Origin of the sequence: Streptacidiphilus melanogenes, from assembly GCF_000787835.1 — a bacterium.
GTDB lineage: Bacteria > Actinomycetota > Actinomycetes > Streptomycetales > Streptomycetaceae > Streptacidiphilus > Streptacidiphilus melanogenes.
The window spans coordinates 134982-154976 of the sequence record NZ_BBPP01000015.1 but is presented as its reverse complement, the minus strand read 5'-3'; the positions used below and the strand labels follow the sequence as shown (position 1 = coordinate 154976).

Annotated in this window: 20 protein-coding genes; 8 read left to right on the top strand and 12 right to left on the bottom strand. The window is 72.8% G+C overall.

Translation table 11 applies throughout. From position 1 onward, the window contains the following. Positions 1–237 precede the first annotated feature (237 nt). Both TR49_RS18555 and TR49_RS18550 read right to left on the bottom strand, forming a co-directional pair. The gene (locus tag TR49_RS18555) at positions 238–1044 is read right to left on the bottom strand and encodes an ABC transporter ATP-binding protein (protein ID WP_152627336.1); all 807 of its coding nucleotides are present in this window, start codon (positions 1042–1044) and stop codon (positions 238–240) included. A 10-nt stretch (positions 1045–1054) separates the two neighbouring features. Next, positions 1055–1969, bottom strand: coding sequence for an ABC transporter permease (locus TR49_RS18550; RefSeq protein ID WP_439654110.1), 915 nt, complete (start codon positions 1967–1969; stop codon positions 1055–1057). 171 nt (positions 1970–2140) lie between these two features. Here TR49_RS18550 and TR49_RS18545 point away from each other — a divergent pair, with 171 nt between their 5' ends. From TR49_RS18545 to TR49_RS18535, 3 genes are all read left to right on the top strand, one after another. Further along, positions 2141–2806: a TetR/AcrR family transcriptional regulator gene (locus TR49_RS18545; protein WP_084724996.1), complete on the top strand. Its 666-nt coding sequence runs from the start codon at positions 2141–2143 to the stop codon at positions 2804–2806. Beyond that, positions 2803–3486 carry a pyridoxine/pyridoxamine 5'-phosphate oxidase gene (locus TR49_RS18540; protein ID WP_236653424.1) on the top strand — a complete coding sequence of 228 codons (684 nt, stop codon included), beginning with the start codon at positions 2803–2805 and terminating at the stop codon, positions 3484–3486. Before TR49_RS18545 ends, TR49_RS18540 begins: the two co-directional genes overlap by 4 nt. 63 nt (positions 3487–3549) lie before the next feature. After that, positions 3550–5166 carry a CocE/NonD family hydrolase gene (locus TR49_RS18535; protein WP_042383006.1) on the top strand — a complete coding sequence of 539 codons (1617 nt, stop codon included), beginning with the start codon at positions 3550–3552 and terminating at the stop codon, positions 5164–5166. Positions 5167–5175: 9 nt separating this feature from the next. On the opposite strand, the gene TR49_RS40075 is transcribed toward TR49_RS18535, so the two are convergent. Then, positions 5176–5700, bottom strand: coding sequence for a hypothetical protein (locus TR49_RS40075; RefSeq protein WP_052434407.1), 525 nt, complete (start codon positions 5698–5700; stop codon positions 5176–5178). Positions 5701–5852: 152 nt separating this feature from the next. On the opposite strand from TR49_RS40075, the gene TR49_RS18525 reads away from it, so the two are divergent. Then, positions 5853–6287: a nuclear transport factor 2 family protein gene (locus TR49_RS18525; RefSeq protein ID WP_042383005.1), complete on the top strand. Its 435-nt coding sequence runs from the start codon at positions 5853–5855 to the stop codon at positions 6285–6287. Positions 6288–6320: 33 nt separating this feature from the next. On the opposite strand, the gene TR49_RS18520 is transcribed toward TR49_RS18525, so the two are convergent. The 3 genes from TR49_RS18520 to TR49_RS18510 all read right to left on the bottom strand — a co-directional run bounded on the left by TR49_RS18520 (position 6321) and on the right by TR49_RS18510 (position 9079). Then, positions 6321–6608 carry a hypothetical protein gene (locus TR49_RS18520; RefSeq protein WP_042383004.1) on the bottom strand — a complete coding sequence of 96 codons (288 nt, stop codon included), beginning with the start codon at positions 6606–6608 and terminating at the stop codon, positions 6321–6323. Between the two features lie 111 nt (positions 6609–6719). After that, positions 6720–7622: a hypothetical protein gene (locus TR49_RS18515; RefSeq protein WP_042383003.1), complete on the bottom strand. Its 903-nt coding sequence runs from the start codon at positions 7620–7622 to the stop codon at positions 6720–6722. Between the two features lie 233 nt (positions 7623–7855). Beyond that, positions 7856–9079 (bottom strand): DNA glycosylase AlkZ-like family protein, encoded by a 1224-nt coding sequence (locus TR49_RS18510; RefSeq protein ID WP_042383002.1) that lies wholly within the window; start codon positions 9077–9079, stop codon positions 7856–7858. 122 nt (positions 9080–9201) lie between these two features. On the opposite strand from TR49_RS18510, the gene TR49_RS18505 reads away from it, so the two are divergent. After that, positions 9202–10644, top strand: a complete 1443-nt coding sequence (locus TR49_RS18505) for a glycoside hydrolase family 5 protein (protein WP_236653423.1) — start codon at positions 9202–9204, stop codon at positions 10642–10644. A gap of 15 nt (positions 10645–10659) precedes the next feature. On the opposite strand, the gene TR49_RS18500 is transcribed toward TR49_RS18505, so the two are convergent. From TR49_RS18500 to TR49_RS18475, 6 genes are read right to left on the bottom strand one after another with little or no spacing between them, the layout of a single operon-like run. Beyond that, complete coding sequence (locus tag TR49_RS18500) at positions 10660–11472, bottom strand: ABC transporter ATP-binding protein (protein ID WP_084724995.1); 813 nt, start codon at positions 11470–11472, stop codon at positions 10660–10662. Further along, positions 11469–12464 carry an ABC transporter ATP-binding protein gene (locus TR49_RS18495; RefSeq protein ID WP_042383000.1) on the bottom strand — a complete coding sequence of 332 codons (996 nt, stop codon included), beginning with the start codon at positions 12462–12464 and terminating at the stop codon, positions 11469–11471. The genes TR49_RS18500 and TR49_RS18495 overlap by 4 nt, the downstream gene beginning before the upstream one ends. After that, complete coding sequence (locus tag TR49_RS18490) at positions 12461–13381, bottom strand: ABC transporter permease (protein WP_063770121.1); 921 nt, start codon at positions 13379–13381, stop codon at positions 12461–12463. Before TR49_RS18490 ends, TR49_RS18495 begins: the two co-directional genes overlap by 4 nt. Beyond that, the gene (locus tag TR49_RS18485; RefSeq protein WP_042382999.1) at positions 13378–14325 is read right to left on the bottom strand and encodes an ABC transporter permease; all 948 of its coding nucleotides are present in this window, start codon (positions 14323–14325) and stop codon (positions 13378–13380) included. The genes TR49_RS18490 and TR49_RS18485 overlap by 4 nt, the downstream gene beginning before the upstream one ends. Further along, entirely contained in the window at positions 14325–15974 is a 1650-nt protein-coding gene (locus tag TR49_RS18480) for an ABC transporter substrate-binding protein (RefSeq protein ID WP_042382998.1), read from the bottom strand. Before TR49_RS18480 ends, TR49_RS18485 begins: the two co-directional genes overlap by 1 nt. A 14-nt stretch (positions 15975–15988) precedes the next feature. Continuing rightward, a complete protein-coding gene (locus tag TR49_RS18475) occupies positions 15989–17659 on the bottom strand; it encodes an amidohydrolase (protein ID WP_042382997.1) in 1671 nt (556 codons plus the stop codon). A 338-nt stretch (positions 17660–17997) separates the two neighbouring features. Between TR49_RS18475 and TR49_RS18470 the strand changes: the two genes are divergently transcribed. The 3 genes from TR49_RS18470 (at position 17998) to TR49_RS18460 (ending at position 19991) form a co-directional block, all read left to right on the top strand. Continuing rightward, entirely contained in the window at positions 17998–18672 is a 675-nt protein-coding gene (locus tag TR49_RS18470) for a TetR/AcrR family transcriptional regulator (protein ID WP_042382996.1), read from the top strand. A gap of 7 nt (positions 18673–18679) precedes the next feature. Next, positions 18680–19327: a TetR/AcrR family transcriptional regulator gene (locus tag TR49_RS18465; RefSeq protein WP_042382995.1), complete on the top strand. Its 648-nt coding sequence runs from the start codon at positions 18680–18682 to the stop codon at positions 19325–19327. A 64-nt stretch (positions 19328–19391) separates the two neighbouring features. Then, positions 19392–19991: a TIGR03086 family metal-binding protein gene (locus tag TR49_RS18460; protein WP_042382994.1), complete on the top strand. Its 600-nt coding sequence runs from the start codon at positions 19392–19394 to the stop codon at positions 19989–19991. Positions 19992–19995: the final 4 nt, after the last annotated feature.

Below are 19995 nucleotides of genomic sequence, written 5' to 3'. Positions count from 1 at the left end.
ACCGCCACCCCCCCGTTCTACACCGATCTTGACAGGCTGCCCACAGGGGACACGCCTGGGCACCCCGGGCTCCCTGACCCGCCGTACACACGATCTTGTTCATACCCTATGCCCGCAGCCTACGTCCCCGCACGGACAGCCGCCGGGGCGGGTGGCCCCGGCGGCTGCCGGATCGTTATGGACGGTGTGCGCACGGCTTCGGCAAGCGGGTGAAACCGGTCTGCGCCGGGCCCCCGGCTACTTCTTGTTGGTCCAGTCCTCGTACTCCTTGACGACGTCCTCGGTGGGACCGTCGGCGCGGATCAGACCGTGCTCCAGCCAGATGGTGCGGTTGCAGGTCTCGCGGATCGTCGAGTTGCTGTGCGAGACGAGGAAGACCGTTCCGGCCTCCTTGCGCAGCTCGCGGATGCGCTCCTCGCTGCGCTTGCGGAAGGCCATGTCACCGGTGGACAGCGCCTCGTCGATCATCAGCACGTCGTGGCTGCGGGCCGCGGAGATCGCGAAGCGCAGCCGCGCGCCCATGCCGGAGGAGTACGTGCGCATGGGCAGCGAGATGAAGTCGCCCTTGTCGTTGATGCCGGAGAAGTCGACGATGTCCTGGTACTTCTCGCGCACCTCGGCGTAGGTCATGCCCATCGCGAGGCAGCCGAGGACGACGTTGCGCTCGCCGGTGAGGTCGTTCATCAGCGCGGCGTTGACGCCCAGCAGCGCCGGCTGGCCGTCGGTGTAGACGGCGCCCTGGGCCGGCGGCAGCAGGCCGGCGATGGCGGCCAGCGTCGTGGACTTGCCACTGCCGTTGGAGCCGATCAGGCCGACCGCCTCGCCCTTGTAGGCGGTGAAGCTGATGCCCTTGACGGCGTGCACCTCGGTCAGCGCCGGGGAGGACTTGCGCCGGACGATCCGCGACAGCGCGGAGGTCGCGCTGCCCTTGCCCGCGCCGGCGCCGTAGACCTTGTACACGATGTGCATGTTGTCCACGATCACCGTGGGGATCTTCTCGGTGGGCGGCGGCGGGGGCCCCTCGGGCTCCAGCACGCTGTCCATCATCTCCTGGTCATCCACGGCCGTACTCCTCCTCTGCCTTCCAGAAGAAGACATAACCACCGAAGCCGCCAATCACGGCCCAGGCCGCGGCCATGATCCACACGTGGTGCGGCAGGCTGCTCGCGGGAACCGAGTCCATGAGCGAGTAGCGCATGAGCTCGATGTAGATCAATGCGGGGTTCGCCTCGATCAGCGTGCCGGCCCAGTGCGGCAGCTTCGCGGTGACGCTGTTGACGGCCCAGAACACGCCGGACAGGTACATCCAGGTGCGGATGATGAACGGCATCAGCTGGGCCATGTCGCTGGTCTTGGCGCCGATGCGGGCCATGAACATCGCCAGGCCCGCGTTGAAGGTCGACTGCAGCAGCAGGACCGGGATCATCAGCAGCCAGTTCATCGTCACCGGCAGACCGCTGACCAGGACGATCACGCCGAGGACGCCCATCGACACGATCAGCTGCTGGAGCTGGTTGACCGTGAAGGCGATCGGCAGCGAGGCGCGGGGGAAGTGCAGCGCCCGGATCAGGCCCAGGTTGTCGGAGATCGACCGGGTGCCGGAGAGCACAGCGGCCTGGGTGAACTGGAAGACGAAGACACCCGTGCACAGGTACGGGATGTAGTCCGGGATGCCCTTGCTGACGTGCAGCAGCAGGTCGAAGATCAGGTAGTAGACGGCCGCGTTGAGCAGCGGCGTCAGCACCTGCCAGACCTGGCCCAGCTTCGAGGAGGAGTACTGGACCATGAGCTTGGCGGTCGCGTACGCGCCGATGAAGAAGCGCCGCTGCCACACCTGCCGGGTGTACTCGGCCAGGCTGGGCCGGCGCCCGCTGATGGTCAGGCCGTACTTGGCGGCCAGTTCCGCGGGACTGAGGCCCGCGTCCGGGTCGGCCACGTCGGCCGCCCGCTGCTCAAACACCGTGGACACGCTACTCCCAAGCTTCGCCCCACTGGACAGGACGGAACGGTATCGTCTCATCCTGTGTAGGACGCTAACGGTGGCGACTGACGAAACGCAAGCGTTGCGTCGAAACGCTGGCGTATCGTCGGATCCGACAGGAGCCGCCGCACGCGCGCACCAATGCTGACAGGGGAGCATATGGGAACACAGTCCGGGCAGGCCGCCGTTGCCGAAACCCAGGTGGAGACGCCTGCGGGATCGGCCGCGCAGGCCGAGGGCAAACGCCCGCCCACGGGGGCCGCCCTGCTGCGCGACGATGTGACGGAGGCCATCCGCGCGGCCGTCTTCGAGGAGCTGGCCACCACCGGATACGCCCGCCTGTCGATCGAGGCCGTGGCCCGGCGCGCGGGCGTCGGCAAGACCGCCGTCTACCGCCGCTGGCGCTCCAAGCTGCCGATGGTGATCGATGTCGTCTCGGAGATCGTCAGCGCCGGGATCCTGCTGCCGGACACCGGCTCGCTCCACGAGGACCTGCGCCTGCTCATCCAGGTCGTCTACCGGCTGCTGCGCCACCCGCTGGCCGCGCAGATCGTGCCGGACCTGCTGGCCGAGGCCGCCCGCAACCCCGACATCGCCGGAACGCTGGCCCTGGCCCTGCGCGAGACGCAACGCGAGAGCAGCGCGGCGCTGGTGCGCCGCGCCGTCGCCCGCGGGGAGCTGCCCGCCTCCACCGACCCGGACCTCGCGCTGGACCTGATCGCCGGTCCCCTCTACTGGCACCTGCTCGTGACCCGTGAGCCGGTGACCCGCGACTACCTGGAGCGGCTGGCCCGCTCCACCGCCGCCGCCCTGGGCGCCTCGTGAGCGGGACGGGCGGCCCGACCGGGCCGACCGTCCGGGCGCTGCTGTTCGGCGTGCCGATGCTCGCGGGCGAACTGCCGGGCTTCGACGCGGAGGCGGCGCCCGAAGAACCGTTCCCGCTCTTCCTCGCCTGGCTGACCGAGGCCCTGGTCGCGGGCGTGCGCGAACCGCACGCCATGACGCTCGCCACCGTCGACGCGGACGGCTGTCCGGACCTGCGCGTCGTGGCCCTGCGGGACGCGACCGAGGCCGGCTGGACCTTCGCCACGAACGCGGACAGCCCCAAGGGCCGCCAGCTCGCCGGGCAGCCGCAGGCCGCCGTCCTCTTCCACTGGCGCGAGCAGGGCCGCCAGATCCGCGTCCGGGGCCCCGTCGTCCGGGCGGACGCGGAGACGACCACCCGGGACTTCCTCGACCGCCTGCCGGGATCACGGGCGGCCAGCCTGGTCGGGCGCCAGAGCGAGGTGCTCACGGATCCGGCCGCGCTCCCCCGTGCCTTCGAGGACGCCCTCGCCCGGGTCGAGGCCGACCCGGGCACGGTGGACCCGCTGCACGCGCTGTTCACGCTCAGCCCGCGCTCGGTGGAGTTCTGGCAGGGCGTGCCCGGTCGCGGGCACATCCGGCTGCGGTACCGCGCGGATCGGGCCGGCGGGCCGTGGCTGCGCGAGCGGCTCTGGCCGTAGTGACCGCAGCTCTCCGGCCGTCGTTATCGGATCGTCATCCGACGACGCCGACTGGAGAGCCCCATGCCCTCGCGCCACCGCTCCGCCCGACGCCTGACCGCTGCGGCGCTCGCCGCGGTCGCCCTGGCCGGACCGGGCGTGGCGGCACCGACGGCCACGGCCTCGCCCCTGGCGGACGTCGCCGCGGCCGCCCCGACCCTGCGGTTCGTCGACATCCCGGGCGCGGGCGGCGTCAGGCTCGAGGCGAACGTGATCGCACCGAGCGACGGCGCCGTGCGGCACCCCCTGGTCGTCATGCCGGCCAGCTGGGCCCTCGACGACCTCGAGTACCTGGTCCCGGCAGAGCAGTTGGCCGCCTCCGGCTACGTCGTCGTCAGCTACACCCCGCGCGGCTTCTGGGGCTCCGGCGGCACGATCGACGTCGCCGGCCCGCAGTCGAGGGCGGACCTGTCGAAGGTCATCGACTGGTCGCTCGTCCACACCGACGCCGATCCGGAGCACATCGGCACCGCGGGCATCTCCTACGGCGCGGGCATCGGGCTGCTGGGCTCGGCCTTCGACCCGCGGATCAAGGCCGTCGTCGCCATGAGCGGCTGGGCCGACCTCGTCGGCTCCCTCTACGGCGACGAGACCCAGCACCTGCAGAGCACGGCCGTGCTCGCCCTCCTCGGTGGCCTGACCGGGCGTCCGTCGAGCGGGTTCCGGCAGGTCCTGTCGGAGTTCTTCGGCAGCGACCGGCCGGCCGAACAGGCCGTCAAAGCGTGGGCGCGCGAACGTTCGCCACAGACGTACCTCGACCGGATCAACGCCAACCACCCCGCGGTCATGCTGGCCAACGCCTGGGGCGACAGCATCTTCCCGCCGAACCAGCTGATCCCGTTCTTCCAGCGGTTGCAGGGCCCCAAGCGTCTGGAGCTGCGCCCCGGCGACCATGCGACCGCCGAGCTGACGGGCCTGCTCGGCCTGCCGAACACCACCTGGTCCTCGGCGCGGGCCTGGCTGGACCACTACCTCAAGGGCGCGGACAACGGCGTCACGGGCGAGCCGCAGGTGCGGCTCCAGCCGCAACTGCAGGACTACACCGAGTCCTTCCCCAGCTGGTCGGCCGTCGGCTCGCACCCCACGACGCTGCACCCGGGCCCGGCCGACCGGTGGGGCACCGGCTCCCTGGGCCCGGCGCCCGCCGCCGGCTGGTCGAGGACCTTCGGCACCTGGGCCGACTCCGGTGCGGACGGCGGCATGGTCGTCGTCAGCGGGCTCTCCGAGCAGGTCCTGAAGCTACCGCCGCTCGTCTCGGTGCCGCTGCTCCCCCGCGCTCTCTGCGACGTGTGGCAGACCGGCCCGGAGCCCGTGGGGCAGCGAATCCGCGGCGAGGTGCGGCTGAGCCTGCGGCTCCGGTCGAACCGGGGCACGGGCAGCTTCGTCGCCTACCTGTACGACGTCGACCCGCTGGGGGTGGGCAGGCTGGTCACCCAGGCCCCGTACACCTTCCTGGACCGGACGCCGGGACAGGTCTTCGACGCGGACCTCGCCCTGCAGGCCACCGCCTACGACGTCCCGGCCGGCCACCGCCTCGCCCTGGTGGTCGACGGGGTCGACCCGCTCTACCTCACCCACGACAGCGCGGGCGAGCAGCTGACCTTCGAGGGCCCGTCGGCGGTCACCGTGCCGCTGGAGTAGGCGTCGACGTCACTGCACCGTCCAGCGGTTACGGCCGTCCGAGCCCGCCTTGCAGACCAGCTTCGCGCCGCCGCTCCCGGTCGCCGTCGCACCGGACGGGGAGCAGAACTGCCCGGCGGCCGCGCTCGCGGACGGGTTGGCCGCCGGGGTCCAGCGGTCCTTGCCCGCGGAGTCCTTCTTGCAGGTCATCGCCACACCGGCGCTGGTGGCACCCGATGCGCCGTCCGGCGCGCAGTAGGCGCCCTGTGTCACGTTCTTCTGCACCGCCCCGGCCGAGACGCTCGCCAGCACGCTCGCGGCCGCGCTGGACGCCTGCGCCGAGACGCTGGCCAGCGCGCTGGCGGCCGCGCTGGACGCCTTGGCCGCCGCGCTGGAGGCGACGCCCGCCGCCGCGCTCCTGGCCGCGGACGCGCCCTGGCTGACGACACCGGAGACGGCGTTCTTGGTGCCGCTGGAACAGGCCGCAGTCGACGCCAGGGTGGCGGCGGTCAGCGCGCACAGCAGGATCGTCGTCGGGCGTCGGGGAGTGAGCATGGGGTGGCGCCTCTCCTTCGGAGGAGCCCGCGACCGACGCGGGCCTCTGCCTCCGAACGTAGGATCGACGTTCGTGCACCGCCTGCCGCGCTAGACCGTTCGGGCGGGCACACGCCTTCTCTTCTCCCGGCCTCGCCCCCACACTGGCCCGCATGCTGACGCTGCAGGAGATGTCGGACCGTCTGGAGATCCAGGAGCTCTTCGCGCGGTACGCGCACGCCGTGGACAGCCGCGACTGGGCGGCCCTGAAGGACGTCTTCACCGAGGACGCCGTCGTCGACTACTCCGCGATGGGCGGCCCCAGGGGGACCGTGCCGGAGGTCTGCGCGTTCCTGGAGGAGGTGCTGCCGCTCTTCCCGGCCACGCAGCACCTGGTGGCCAACATGATCATCGAGCTGGACGGCGACCGCGCGACCGCGCGGACCATGTGCCACAACCCGATGCCGCTGCCGGACGACGGCGGACTGCTCCAGTGCGGGCTCTGGTACGTGGACCGGCTGGTGCGCACCGAGGCCGGCTGGCGGCTGGCGGAGCGGGGTGAGGAGAAGGCGTACCAGGTCGTGCTGAAGCAGGCCACGGCCGACTAGCGGACGTGGCCTGCCCGGAGAGGCGAGCGGGGTCTACCGACCCTTGCTGCCGAACAGCGAGCGCTTGAGCCGGCGCAGCGGCGCGAGGAGCACCGTGCGCGAGAAGCGGTTCGGACGGGCGGACGAGGACATCGAGGGGGCACCGACGCCACGCGGCGTCAGCTCCCTTATCAGCCCGACCGCCTCGGCGACCTCGATCTGGGTCAGCGCGGGCGCGCCCAGCACCGAGAGGTGCCGGTCGAGCCTGCGGCTCGCCGCACCCGTGCCGCACTGGACCGCGGGAATGCGCGGCCGACTGCGCACGTGTTGCATCTGTTCCATGTCCCACCCCTTGCAAGGCACCAGGGCCGTGGTGCGAAGCCTATCCGCCCCGTGAGGTCGGTGTGCAAGTATCTCCGGTTGCGAAGCCTACCCCGGACCACTGACACCTACTCAGGCGGGGTTGCCCGCACCGGTGGACGGGGTCGTGGAGGGGGCGTGCGAGGTCGGCGGCAGTGCTTCCGGGAGCGCCGCGGCCAGGCCCAGGCCGGCCAGGCCCATGCCCAGGAAGAGCATCAGCACCGCCACCACGCCCCAGGCGCCGACGGACGACCAGCGCACCTGGCCCGCGTAGCGGAACAGGCCGATCAGGCCGAGCAGACCGGTGACGACCATCGCGACCATGCCGTGGTTCACCCGGCGCAGCTCGCGTTCGCGGACCGTGCCGAGCATCGCCGCTCCGAACGTCAGCCCGAACGCCGCCAGGACCCGCACGTCGAGCGGGCTGACCGCCCACGGCCAGTGCCGGGCGGGCCCGTCGGGCGAGACGAAGAGCAGCACGCCGACGACCGTGAGGAAGAGGCCGGAGCAGAACGTCGGCAGCGCGATCCACCAGGGCATCGCCCCGGGGCGCTCCGGTGCCCCGCCCCTGGCGGCCAGCCACTGCGCCCCGAGTCCGACCGCACCGACCGGCGGCGCGACGAGATGCACCCCGAACCACCCGAACGCGGCCAGCACCCCGAAGACCTGACCGCCCCGGAGGTGCAGCGTGCCGTGGTCGAGCAGGAGCGCGGCCAGCATCAGCAGCATGAACAGCGAGGAGCTGAGCACGGTGACCCGGGCGTGGGTCCACTGCCGGGCACGGGCGCCGCAGAGCCAGAGCATCGCGCAGCTGCCGGCGTAGCCGGCGCCGATGAGGGCGGCGCTGACCGGCGACATGGTCCAGGCGAAGAGCGCACCGGTGTGCGAGGAGGCGAGCGTGAGCAGCAGGGCGGCGTAGACCGCTCCGAGCGTGAGCGGCACCACCATGGTGTAGCGCACGACCGGACTGAGCGGCCGACCGGTCGGCTCCTCCATCGATCCCCCGTCGCGGGTCGGCCCGAGCGGGCTGGTGACAGTGGCTTGTAAGACGTGGCGTCAGCATAGGTGCGCCATCCGTCGCTGTCAGCCCTGCGGCAGGTTCGGCGCTCGGCGATCTCTGTCGAGCCTGGACGGCGGCCACCCGCCGACGAACCCCCCGCCGGGCGCGCGGCCGACAGCGGTGCTGCGCCACCGGAGCGCAGGGCGGTGGGCGCGACCGGCGCGTCGCCTCAGGCTCGGCCCGCCTCGCGCAGGGCGGCGAGCTTGGGGGCGCGGCTCTTCGGGGAGTCGAGGCTGAAGCCGCGGGCATCGCCGAGTTCGTCGCGGACGAAGGCCAAGGTGCGCGCGAGCGCCTCGTCGAGGGCCGCGTCCCTGGGCACGAACAGGTCGTGGACCAGCTCGTCTGCGTCCGGGTCGAACTCCCAGAAGCCGACGATCCGGCCCCGGTCGACGACCAGGTGGCACTGCGGATCGGCGTCGCCACCGAAGACCCGGCCCGCCTGAGCGCCGGGCACCGGCCGCCCGGCGTCCGCCGGGTCGACCAGGCGCGCCAGGTCGCGGTGCAGCAGGTGCAGGCCGTCGATCCCGGCGAGCAGCGCGTACTCCGGCTCGTCTGGGCGGCGGAACGCCGCGAAGGCGTCGGCGAGCTCCGGCGGCAGCAGCAGGTCGGTCCCGGCGACGGGCAGCAGGCCGAGCGGGGCCAGGGCCGCCTTGGCACGGGCCGCGGTGAAGCCGGAGAACCAGCGGAAGTGCGCGAGCGAGGCGGGCGCCGCCCAGGCGACGTAGCGGCGGGCCAGCTCGACGTCGGCGTCGGCGAAGTCGGCTGTCGGCGGCGTCCACCGGACGTAGCCGTAACGCTGCTGGTCGAGGCGGCCGTTGACGGGCACGCGGCGGATCTCGCCGGACGCCTGGAGCAGCCCGAGGGAGAGCGGGAGCGTCGTCGAGACGCCGCGTTTGCGGCCTGCCTCGCCGAGGCTGCGGACGGCGTCGCCGACCAGGTCCTTGATCGCAGCGGGGTCCAGCGGCGCGGCGGCCCCGTCCAGCGCGGCCAGGACGGCCTTGCCCAGCGTCTCGATCTCCGCATCGGTGACGCCGAGGTGCTTGCGCGCGGAGGCGACCTCCCCGGCAGGAGCTCCGGCACCGGCGGCCAGGCCGAGGGCGAAGTCCTCGGCGGGCAGCACGTAGGTGCAGCCGCGGGCGGAGGGCAGCTCGTGGATCTCCACCGCGGCGACGGCCGCGTCCACGGCGTCACGCCCCAGCCCGGCCCGGGCGAAGAGCCCGAGGTACGGCGCGGCGCCGCCGACGGACCGGGCCCAGCCGGTGCGCCGGAGCACCTCGGCCGCGTCCGCGCCGCGCAGGGCGCCGTCGAGGCCCTGGCGGTGCGCCCACCAGGCGCGGAGGCGAGCAGGATCGAGGTCGACATCGAGTGCCCCGGCGGGCGCGGCTGGGCTCATGGCACGAGTATCGACGAGACTCGGCGAAAAATGAACATGAGTAATGCTCGCATTAGCCTTGCGGATGCGAGCTCCCCGGAGCATGATCGGCGGCCATCCGACCTCTTCCTCCGGAGGTGCCCTTGCGCGCCCGCTCCCGTTTCGTGGCGGCGACCATCGCCCTCTCCGCCGCCCTGTCCGCCGCGTTCTGCGCCGCCCCCGCGACGGCTTCGGCCGCGCCGACCGGCCGGGCCGCCGCCGCGCCCGTGTCCTTCACGGACGGCCACGGCCGCGTGCTCGGCCTGCGCGGCTTCAATGTCGACAAGTACGACGAGACGACCCCCGCCGACATCCGCGCCATCGCCGCCGAGGGCTTCGACCTCATCCGCCTCGACATCACCTGGGCCCGGCTGGAGCCGCAGCGCGGCCGCTACGACGAGGCCGAGTTCCGCAAGCTGCGGCAGCTGATGGACGCCGCCGACCGCTACGGGCTGCGTGTCGTCGTCGACTTCCACCAGGACGTCTTCGGCCCCAAGTACGGCGGCGGCCAGGACGGCGCACCGCTCTGGGCCACCCGCGACGACGGCCTCCCCTTCGTCGCCGACCCCGACGACTGGTTCGCCGGATACTTCCAGCCCGCCGTCCAGCGCGCCTTCCAGCACCTCTACGACGACCCCGACCTGCGGCGGGCCCAGGAGGACTTCTACGCCCACGTGGCCCGGGAACTGCGCGGCCACCGCTCGCTGCTGGGCTACGACCTGTTCAACGAGCCCTCTGGCCCCATCGCGGGCGACCCGACGGACCCGGCCGACCAGATCGCCGCGTCCGCCGCGCTGGAGCAGGGGCGGCTGGCCGCGATGTACCGGCGGCTGATCGGCGCGGTGCGCGGCGTGGACCCGTCCTCGTGGATCTTCGTCGAGCCCACGGTCCTGGTCGGTGAGGGGGTGCCGACCCGGCTCCCCGGCTTCGCCGACCCCCGCCACGGCGCAGCCCGGATCGGCTACGCGCCGCACTTCTACGACACCAGCGTCGAGAACGGCCAGGACTGGGACCCGTCGGACGGGTTCGTCCAGAACTACGTCGCGGCCATCACCGCCTACCCGCAGGCCCACAGGATGCCCGTCCTGGTCGGCGAGTGGGGCCCGCCGGACGCCGACCGGCCGGGCAACACCCAGCTGGTGGCCCAGCAGGTCGCGGCCATGCGGCAGTTCGCCGCCGGCTGGACCATGTGGTACTGGGGCAAGGGCACCGGCGGCTACACGCCGCTCGGCCCCGACGGGACTCCCCACCCGGGCGACGCGCCCGTGTTCGCCCCGTACGCACGGGAGTTGGCGGGATCCGCGCCCACCGAGTCCTACGATCCGGCGACACGGACCTACACCCTGCGCTACCGCGCCACCGGACACCTGCCCACCAGGATCGTGCTGCCCCCGAGCGTCTACGCGAGCGGCGCCTCCGTGGCCGTGACGGGCCCCCGGCACGCCAGGATCGAGCTGCGGCAGCCCCGGGCCGGCTGGTACGGCACGGCGGAGGTGACCGTGCCCGCCGGGGCGACGGTGACGGTCACCGTGACACCGGCGGGCTGAACAACGGGACAGGCCTTACGCGTTCACGGTCCACCCCGGGACGGGCACGGCCTCGCGCAGGGCCCGGGTGTAGTCCTCGGCGGGGTCGTCGAGCACCCGGTCGCACTCCCCCTGCTCCACGACGCGGCCGCGGCGCAGCACCAGGACGGTGTCGCAGAGCTGGCGGACCACGGCGAGATCGTGGGAGATGAGCAGGTAGGCGATCCCCGTCTCGGCCCGGATGTCGGCCAGCAGGTTGAGCACCTGGGCCTGGATGGAGACGTCCAGGGCCGAGACGGCCTCGTCGAGGATCAGCACCTTCGGCGAGGCCGCCAGAGCCCGCGCGATGGCGACGCGCTGACGCTGGCCGCCGGAGAGGTCGCGCGGGCGGGCGTGGGACTGGCGCTCGGTCAGGCCGACCTGGTCGACCAGGTCCTGCGCGAGGGAGAGGTCGCGTCCGTGGTGGCGCAGGACCTCCTCGACGGCCGCGCGGGCGGACTGACTGGGGTCAAGGGAGGTGTAGGGGTCCTGGAAGACGATCTGCAGCTCCCGCGCCCGGCGGCCGCGTTCCCTCGCGCCGCGGGCCGGGCGGCTGCGGTCGCGTCCCATCACGGTGATCGTGCCGCCGCTGGGCCGTTCCAGGCCGACGAGCATCCGGGCGATCGTGGTCTTGCCCGACCCGGACTCCCCCACGATGCCCAGTGACCCGCCTGCCGGGACGTCGAAGTCGACGTCCACAACGGCGTGGTGGGCCTTGAAGTGCTTGTTCAGGCCCCTTGCCGCGACGGCGTCACAGCCCTCGACGGCGTCCGTGTCCTCGACGCTGCCGGCGCCCTCGACCGCTTTCATGCCTTCGCCTCCATCCGTGCCGCGTGGATCTCCTCGACGCGCGCGCAGCGCACCAGCCCGCCGTCGAACTCCGTCGGCGCGGGCGGCTCGCTCTCGCATCCGGCCGTCGCGAAGGAGCAGCGCGGCGCGAACGCGCAGCCGGGCCCGGACTCGAAGGCGGAGACGGGACGGCCGGGGATGGCCGACAGCCGTTCGGCGCGCGCGTCGATCGACGGGCGGGAGCCGAGCAGCCCGAGCGTGTAGGGGTGCGCGGCCCGCTCGTGCAGGGTGTCCGCCGAGCGCAGTTCGACGATCCGGCCCGCGTACATCACCGCGACCCGGCCGCAGACCGCCAGGGCCAGGTCGAGGTCGTGGGTGATGAAGACCATGCCCATCCCCCGCTCCCGCCGCAGCCGGTCCAGGATCGCGACGACCTCGCGCTGGATGGTCACGTCGAGCGCGGTGGTGGGCTCGTCCGCCAGGATCAGGCGCGGCTCGGCCAGCAGCACGGATGCGATCATGACGCGTTGCAGCATGCCGCCGGACACCTCGTGCGGGTACTGGCCGAGTCGGCGCTGCGGGTCGTCGATGCCGACCTCGGCCAGTACTGCCGCGGCCCGCGCCAGCGCCTCGCGCCGGCCGACGCCGCGGTTGCGCACCAGCGCCTCGGTGAGGAACGCGCCGATGCGGCGGGTGGGGTTGATGTGGGCGCGCGGGTCCTGGAAGACCAGGCCGACCCCGCCGTCGCGGTAGCGGCGCAGCTCGCCGGCGTTCATGCCCAGCACGTCCGCGCCCTCGAAGCGGATCGAACCGGACGCGGAGGCGGCGCGCGGCAGCAGGCGGGTGACGGCGCGCATGGTCATCGACTTGCCCGAGCCGGACTCGCCGACCAGGCCGAGCGCCTCGCCGGGGGCGAGCGAGAGGTCGACGCCGTCCAGCAGGGTCCGGCTGCCGCCGTCCTCGGTGGCCACGTCCACGGTGAGCCCGGACAGTTCGAGCAGGGGTGCGGTCATGCGGCGGCTCCCACGGTGGTGCGGTCGTTCCCCGAGGCGTCTGCGGGGGCGGCGGTCTGCGCCGGGCGCTTCCGGCGCAGGTAGCCCGGCGGCTTCTCGCCGCTGATGCGGGCGCCGAGCACGGTCAGCGCGAGGACCGTGAGCACGATCAGCAGGCCGGGCGCCAGCACCTGGAACCAGTAGCCCTTGAGCAGCGCGTCGCTGTCGCTGACCATGACGCCCCAGTCGGCCGTCGGCGCCTGGACGGCCAGGCCCAGGTAGGAGAGCGAGGCGAGGTCCAGCAGCGCGTAGCCGAAGGCGATCGCGGCCTGGCCGACGACGACCGGCACGATGTTGCGCAGGATGTGCCGGACCGTGATCCGCAGCACCCCGAAGCCCTGTACCGCGAGGGCGTCCACGTACGGGCTGACCCGCTGCTGCCGGGCCGCCGCCCGCACGATCCGGGCCAGGAACGGGATGTAGGCGATCGAGAGGGCGACGACGGCCGGGGTGAGGCCGGGGCCGAACAGCGCGACCGTCAGCACCGCGAGCAGCAGGCCGGGCAGCGCGTAGACCAGGTCGAAGACCCGGGCGATCACGCCGTCCACCCAGCCGCCGTACCAACTCGCCAGCAGCGCCAGCGGGATGCCCAGCAGCAGCGAGACGCCGACGACGAGCGCGGGGCCGAGCAGCGAGGTGCGCGCGCCGAAGATCAGCCGGGAGAGCAGGTCGCGGCCGATGCCGTCCGCGCCGAGCAGGTGCGCGCCGGAGGGCCCGGCGTAGGCGTCCAGCAGGCTGGACTGGTTGGGGTCGGCGGGCGCGACCAGCGGGGCCAGGATCGCGGCGAGCAGGACGACGGCCAAGAAGGCCGCCGACAGCATCCCCGAGCGGCCCAGGGTCGTGTTCAGGCGCTTCCACAGGTGCTTCGTGCGGTTCATGACGTGCTCCCGGCCTCGCGCAGCCGCGGGTCGACCACGGCCTGGATCAGGTCGCTGGCGGCGTTGCAGACGACGAACGCGGCCACCAGCAGCAGGGCCACGGCCTGGACGACCGGGAAGTCCTTCTGCGCGACCGACTGGATGGTCAGCTGCCCGATCCCGGGCACCGCGAACGCGGACTCGACGACCAGGGTCGAGGCGAAGGTCCCGGCGGTCAGCAGGCCGACCGCGGTGACGATCGGCGGCAGGGCGTTGCGCAACACGTGACTGCGCAGCACCACGGCCCGGGGCAGGCCGCGCACCAGCGCGGTCTGCACGTGCTCGCGCTCCAGCTGGTCGCGGACCGCGTTGCGGGTGACCCGGGCCAGGAAACCGCAGGACAGGACTGCCAGTGCCACGGCCGGCAGCACGAGTCCGTCGACCTTGCCGCCGAACCCCTGACCGAGGCCGGAGGCGGGGAACCACCCCAGCTTGACCGCGAAGACGGAGATCAGCAGCGCGGAGGCGACGAACGAGGGGACGGTGACGGACACCGAGGTCAGCGCGTTGACCGCGCCGTCGACGCGGCCGGGCAGCAGCGCCGCGGTCAGGCCCATGGCCAGCCCGAACAGGACGACCAGGAGCATCGTCATGAGCACCAGCAGCAGCGTGGTGCCGAGCCCCGCGCCGACCCGGTCGGCGACGGGCTGGCCGGTCACCATCGAGGTGCCGAGGTCCCCGTGCAGGACGCCGGTGAGCCAGTCCCAGTAGCGGACCGGCAGCGGCTGGTCGAGGTGCAGCCGGTGCCGGACGGCCGCGCGGGCGGCGGCCGAGGGCGTGCGGGAGCCGAAGATGACGTTCTCGGGGCTGCCGGGGGCGAGGTAGAGGCTGCCGTAGATCACGATGCTGGAGAGGAACAGCGTGGTCAGCAGCCCGCCGAGGCGGTGGAGGAGCAGACGGGCCATCAGGGCGCCCCCACGGCGGTGACCCAGGCGTTGTCCATGTAGGAGAAGGTCAGCGGCGCGCCGGTGACGTCCTTGCTCTGGAACAGCAGGGCGCGCGGCTCGATGATCGGGATCCAGGGCAGGTCCTTGTCCAGGATCGCCTGGGCCTTCAGCACCGCCTCGGCGCGGGCCTGCGGGTCGTCCGTGGCCTGCGCGGCGTCCAGGTCGGCCTGCACCTGCGGGTTGGCGTAGCCGTTGAAGTTCTGCACGCCGCCCTTGGTGGCGTAGCTCTGGTACATGGTGGCGGCTTCGGGGAACTCCATGTAGTTGATGGTCAGGAAGCCGTCGTAGGCGCTGCGGGCCTTGGGGTCGGTGAAGAGGTTGCCGTACTGCTGGTCCGGCAGGCCGACGATCCGCACCTTGAGGCCGATCTGCTGCCCGGTCTGCTGGATCACGGCGGCCAGTTGGGCCTGGGCCGGGTTGCCGGCCGGATAGGCGATGCTGACCTGCTTGCCGGTCGCTCCGGCCGCCTGGACGAGCTTGGTGGCGCCCGCGATGTCCACGCCCTGGGCGGCCAGCCGGTCGTAGGCGGCCTTGTAGGTGGTGGCGGCCGGGCTGCTCTGCCAGAAGCCGGGACCGGCCACGGCGTAGAGCGGGTCGGCGGCGCCGCCGGCCAGGGTCTTGGCGATGCCGATCCGGTCCAGGGCCATGCTCAGCGCCTGCCGGGTACGGGCGTCGCCGAGCCCGCCGGTGAAGCTGGAGACGATGAGGTCGATGTTCTGCGTGGTCGACCCCGCGCCACCGATGTAGAGCTTGCCCGCGGCGCTCCTGCCGAGCTGCGGGATGACGGAGGCCTGGAGGTTGAACGCGCCCTGGAGCGCGCCGGAGGAGAGGGCGTTGGCGAGCGCGGAGGGGTCGGCCAGGAACTTGAAGGTGACCGTGTCGGCCTTGCCGGCGTGGCTCGGGTCCCAGTAGTTCGGGTTCTTCTTCAGCACCATCTGGTTGCTGCCGTCGAAGGAGGCGACGGTGTAGGGCCCGGTGCACATCACGCCGACGCCCGCGTTGCCGAAGTTCTGCCCGGCCTTGACGGCGAAGGCCTTCTCCACGATCGCCGCGCCGAGGATGCCGAGTTGGCGGTCGAAGATGTAGTCGGGCTTGGTGAGCGTGAAGGTCACCTCGGACGGCCCGGTGGCCTTGACGCTGCCGAGGTCGTTGTAGGAGTCGGCGTAGTTGCTGGCGACGTTCGGGTCCAGGTTGCGCATCACGCTGTACACCACGTCGTCCGTGGTGACGGGCTTGCCGTCGGCGAACCTGGCGCGCGGGTCGAGCTCGACCACGACGTGCTCGGCGTCCCGCTGCTTCCAGGACGTGGCGATGCCCGGCTGGAGGCTGTAGTCGGCGGCGACGCGGATCAGCGGCTCGCAGACGTTGCCGAGGATGGTCTCCTCGGGGTAGTCGGCGGTCTTCACCGGGTCCTCGGAGTAGGGCGCGCGGTAGTCGCCGGACCAGGTCAGGCTCGTCAGCGGCTTGGTGCCGGGCGCGGTGGTGACCTGGGCGGTGGAGAAGTTGCTCTTCGCGTCCGGGGTCTTCGCGCCGCCCGAGCCGCAGGCGGTGGCGAGCAGCGCGACGGACGTCCCGGCGAGGGCCGCGCGGAACAGTCTGCTTCTCATGTGGGGTCTCCTTCTCACTGCTCGGCGGCGGCGTGGACCAGCTCGCCCTGGACGTAGGTGCGCAGCACACGGGTCTCGGCGATGGCCTGCGCGGGCCCGTCGAAGGGGTTGCGGTCGAGGACGACGAGGTCGGCGTACTTGCCGGTCTGGATCGAGCCGGTGACGTCGTCGAGGTGGTTGATCCGCGCGGTACCGGCCGTGTAGGCGGCGAGCGCGGAGCCGAGGTCGAGGCGCTCCTCGGGGCCGAGGACGCGGTTCGGGTCCTCCTCGCCGGTGCGGTTGACGGCGACGTGGACGCCGGCCATCACGTCGGGCGTCGAGACCGACCAGTCGCTGCCCGCGGCGAGCATCGCCCCCGCGCGCAGCAGCGAGCCGAACGGGTACTGCCAGCCGGCGCGGCGCTCGCCGAGGAAGGGGATCGTCAGCTGGTCCATCTGCGGCTCGTGGCAGGCCCACAGCGGCTGCATGTTCGCCGTCGCGCCCAGCGCCCGGAAGCGGGCGATGTCGTCGGGGTGGACGACCTGGAGGTGGGCGAGGTGGTGCCGGTTGCCGCGGTCGCCGTTGCGGCTCAGCGCCTCCTCGACGGCGTCGAGGGCGTTGCGGACGGCGCGGTCGCCGAGGGCGTGGAAGTGCACCTGGAAGCCGGCGGCGTCGAGTTCGGCGACGTAGCCGCCGAGCTTCTCCGGGTCGACGAAGTCGAGGCCGGCCTTGCCGGTGGAGCAGCCGCAGCCGTCGAGGTAGGGCTCGAGCATCGCGGCCGTGTGGTTCTCCGCGACCCCGTCCAGCATGATCTTGACGGTCCCGGCGCGGAACCGGGATCCGCCGCGTTCGGCCTCGGCGCGGCGCTGCTCGAAGAAGGGCAGCTGCTCCAGGCCGCCCTCGCGGTCCCACCACTGCGCACCGCGCACGCGGGCGGTCAGCGTGCCCTCGGCGTCGGCGCGCAGGTAGGCGCCGTAGACGTCGCCGGGGCCGAAGTTGGGGCCCACGCCCGCGTCCTGCCAGCCGGTGATGCCGTAGGAGTGGAGGTAAGCCTGGCCCGCGAGCAGGCCCTGGTAGAAGTCCTCGTCGGTGGCGGCGGGCATGTGACGGGTGACCAGGTCGGCCGCGCCCTCCTGCAGCATGCCGTTGGGGGTGCCGTCCGGGTCGCGCTCGATCCGGCCGTCGGCCGGGTCCGGGGTGTCCTTGGTGATCCCGGCCAGTTCGAGCGCGCGGCTGTTGGCCCACAGGGCGTGGCCGTCGGCGACGGGCAGCGCGACGGGGCGGTCGCCGACGGCGGCGATCGCGTCGAGCAGCGAGCGGTGCGGCATCCCGCCGGGGAAGGCCTGGAAGGACCAGCCGCCGCCGGTGATCCACTCGGCCTCGGGGTGGGCGGCCGCGTAGTCGGCGACGGCGGTCAGGTACTCCTCGGCGGTGGCCAGGTCGTGCAGGTTGCAGCGGGCCAGGGTGGTCCCGGCGAGGACCGGGTGCACGTGCGCGTCCTGGAAGCCGGGGAGCAGCAGCTTTCCGGCCAGGTCGACGACCTCGGTGTCCGGGCCGATCAGCGGCCGGACGTCGTGGTCCCGGCCGACGGCGGCGATGCGGCCGTCGCGGACGGCGACGGCTCCCGCCCAGGAGCGGGCCGGGTCGACGGTGTAGACGGGTCCGCCGAGAAAGACCAGGTCGGCGGTGGGGCGATCAGGGTGCACGGGCGCTCCAGGACGTGTCCGAGGCGGGGGAAGGCATGAGGGGAGGCATGGGATGCGCGGAACCGGGGGACGTCGCCGCCCGATGTGCAGAGAAGAAAACCCCCTGACAACGCACCTGTCAATGGCATTGACAGTGGCGCCCCGTTACGATCGGATGAAGCAGGCCCCCGCGACGGGGCGCGTTCGAGTCGAAGCGATGAGGAGGGGCCCGCGTGGAGGCCCGAGTGGCAGGGCGGTCGACGGCCCCGGGGTCGGCGGCGCAACGGTCGGCGGCTCAGCGGTCGGCCGGAGAGCAGGCGACCGCCCCGCAGGCGGCACAGTCGGCGAGCAGGCGACGGGTGACGCTCACGCGCGAGTCGATCCTGGAGGCGGCCCTGCGCCTCTGCTCGCCCGAGGGCGGCGGCCAGCTCACCTTCAGCCGGCTCGGCAAGGAACTGGGCGCGGACCCGACCGCCGTCTACCGGCACTTCCGCGACAAGGACGAACTCGTCCTGGCCCTCACCGACCTGGTGATCCAGGAGGGCATCGAGCTGGCGCGGCAGACCCTGCCCGACGGCCCGTCGGACGACTGGCGCGCCTGGCTGGCCGTCACCGCGCACAGCGTGCGCACCTCCCACCTGGCCCGGCCGGCCCTCGCGGTCCTGGCCGCCGCGCGCACCACCGCGAGCCCCGCCGAGACGCACAGCGTCGAGCAGTTGATCTCGGTGCTGCACCGGGCCGGACTGCCGGTCATCGAGGCCGCCGAGTGCTACCGCGCCCTGCTCGACATGACCTTGGCGATGACGCAGTACACCGCTGCCTTCTCCATCCTGGACCGGCAGGCCCAGGAGCAGGACGAGGCCGCCTGGGCCGTCAAGTACGGGATGCTGCCCGAGGACGAGTTCCCACTGCTGCACCGCAGCGCGCCGCGCCTGACCGAGTTGTTCCGTGACGACGACACCGTTTTCGCACTGGTGCTGGACACCTTCCTGGACGGCGTCGCGGTCCGCATCGGGCGCGCAGGGGAGGCGTGAGCGGACGGTGACGGCTCCCACGACGGACGGGCGGGTGCAGAAGGGCAACGAGACCCGTCGGCTGGTGCTGGCCCGGGCCGTGCGGATCGCCTCGACCGAGGGTCTGACGGCGCTGTCGATCGGGCGTCTGGCAACGGAGTTGGATCTCAGCAAGAGCGGCGTCTTCGCCCTCTTCGGCTCCAAGGAGGAGCTGCAGCTGGCGACGGTGCGCGCCGCCGAACAGGTCTACCTCGACCGCGTGATCACGCCCGCCCAGCAGCGGCCCGCCGGCCTGGAACGCCTGTGGGCGCTCCTGGAGGGCTGGCTGGAGTACTCGCGCACCCGCGTCTTCCCTGGCGGCTGCTTCTTCTACGCGGTCGGCGCGGAGTTCGACGCCCAGCCGGGCCGCGTGCGCGACCGTCTGGTCGAAGGCAGCAGCCACTGGCACGAGCTGATCAACGGTCAGCTCGAAGCAGCCCGCGCAGGTGGGCAGTTGACAGCCGAGGCGGATGTGGAGCAGCTCGCCTTCGAGGTGCTCGCCCTGCTGGAGTACGCCAACGCGATGTCGCTGCTCCACGACGACGAGGCGCCCTACGCCCGCTCCCGCCGGGCGGTGCTGCGCCTGCTGCGAGCCGAGTCGACAGCGGCCGCGCCGCTGCCGCTTCCCGCCGAGTGAGCGACAACCGCAGTATTCTGACGCCTCCCAAAAACTACACGAACGGTCGTGCTACTTTTCTCCCATGACCCTCGCCACCCTGCATTCCAGGGCGCAGGCCCTGCTCTCCCCCTTGGTGGCCGCCGTGCGGCCGGAGGACCTCGATCGACCCACCCCCTGCACCGAGTGGACGGCGCTGCGCCTGCTGGAGCACATCGTCGGCCAGCAGGACGGCTTCGCCGAGGCCGCGTACGGCCGTGGCGACACGCCAGGCGCGTTCGACGACCGCCCGCTCCCGCCCGGCATCGACCTGTCGGCCGCCTACGTCCACTCCGCCAAGGCCCTGACCGAGGCGTTCACCGAGGCCGAGACGGAGGGCCGGGCCTTCGCGCTGCCCGAGGTCCTGCCCGGCCACGCCTTCCCGGCCGCCCAGGCGATCGGCTTCCAGCTGCTCGACACCGTGGTCCACGCCTGGGATCTGGCCGCCGCGCTCGGGCAGCCCTTCGACTGCCCGCAGGAACTGCTGGGCCCCGTGCTGGAGATCACCGAACTGGTCCCCGCCCACGAGGCGTTCCGCGGACCGGACCGCGCCTTCGGCCCGGTGCTGGCCGGCACGCCCGGGAGCGGGTTCGACCGCGTCCTGCTGCTGCTCGGGCGCGATCCTGGATGGAAGGCGCCCTCCTGACATC